The following is a 1,331-nucleotide window of genomic DNA, read 5'->3' as shown; positions in this document are numbered from 1 at the left end:
GGGCGAGCCCACGCCAACCGCGCCACCCGGAACGAAGACGGCAGCGTTGTTGTCGTCATTGTGCCAGCCGTAGCCAGCGTTCACACCGACGTAGAAGCCGGTCCAGGTGAAGACCGGAACAGGAGCGAAAACCGGAGCCGGGGCCAGACGAGACGGAAGGTCGGCAGCGGACCCGGCGGAGATGCCAGCGGTCGTGATGGCAGTCGCGGCAAGAAGGGTAAGAATACGAGTTTTCATGAGCGTTTATCCGAAATGCGAGGAATCGCCGGAAAAGCTACAATCGATTCGTAAAGGATTTCTATAGTTTCGCTGCAACAGTCGCATTTTATGCGACATCCACCGCCCAATACCAAAGGCTTAGAGCGTTCGGTCTATCTTGAGGAAAGCTGCTTCTTCTTCAGAGACTTAATTGCCGAGGATCAAATTACTGCCTCCGGATTGACTTAGCCGGGGCCAAATGCCTTACTTGCTTTGTTTTCGGAGAGTTCCGAAGACGAGGAGAAACTTAACCCTATCCCTTGAGGGGTAGGGTTTTTTCGTTTCCTCGCTATAGAGGTGAAAGTGCCTCTTACCTGCTTTGACGCGGACAAGCCGGAGCGGCAGGGTGACAGTCGCTGGCACGCCTACATTGGCAATGCCCATCAAGTGGCGACCGGACGCGAAGGCGGGTTGTGGTCATAGAACATGACGGCATCTCTTGCCTGGCCCGCGGTTTTTGTCCCCGAGAGGCGGCGTTGAGCAGAGGCGCAGGGACGCTGGCCGGCGTCTTGTTGAGTGTTGTCTGAAGCTGTTGAAGTTCTATGGTCGAGCCTAGTTGGCTTGAAGCGTAGGAGAAAGTTTCGCTGTCTTGCTTCCCAACTCGCCTGCTTGGCGCTCTCTCGCCGATAGCCCGCTGCACTTTTCTCGAACTCGCCGCCATCTACAACGGCGGTAACAACGTATTTATCACACCCTCCACCCGAGCGGAGTTGTACGCCAAGGCTCATGGAGCAGGCCGAACCGAGAGATGAGTGTTCCTGCGGTTGGTCATGGTAAGGATGCGTTTACCTTTCGCGCGCAGCCTCGTCCTTGTGCCGTATGGCATGGTCGTTCTCCCTGGATGGTCGCAATGCCGGCTCACCTAGGCTCAGGACCTATTAATTTGGGCTAAGGTGTGATTCAGAGCCTCCGGTTTAGGAGGCTCTGAATGGGTGATCTGTTTTTGCTCAGTGAGCGCCAGATGGCGCGGATTTCGCCGCACTTCCCGCGGGCTCATGGCGTTCCTCGGGTGGATGACCGGCGGGTGGTCAGCGGGATCGTCTACGTCATCCGCAACGGCCTGCAGTGGAAGG

At 56.9% G+C, this 1,331-nt stretch carries 1 protein-coding gene and 1 pseudogene; one reads left to right on the top strand and one right to left on the bottom strand.

Features of this window, described 5'->3' with window-relative positions; genetic code table 11:
- A pseudogene (locus ACXJKO_RS31685) lies at positions 1 to 237 on the bottom strand (outer membrane protein); the annotation flags it as partial.
- 949 nt (positions 238 to 1,186) lie between these two features.
- On the opposite strand from ACXJKO_RS31685, the gene ACXJKO_RS31680 reads away from it, so the two are divergent.
- The coding region (locus ACXJKO_RS31680; protein ID WP_457094964.1) for a transposase at positions 1,187 to 1,331 on the top strand (145 nt) is incomplete at its 3' end.

Source organism: Microvirga sp. P5_D2 (assembly GCF_054049475.1).
Note: the sequence above shows the minus strand (reverse complement) of the source record. Positions and strands in the feature narration are given on the sequence as shown.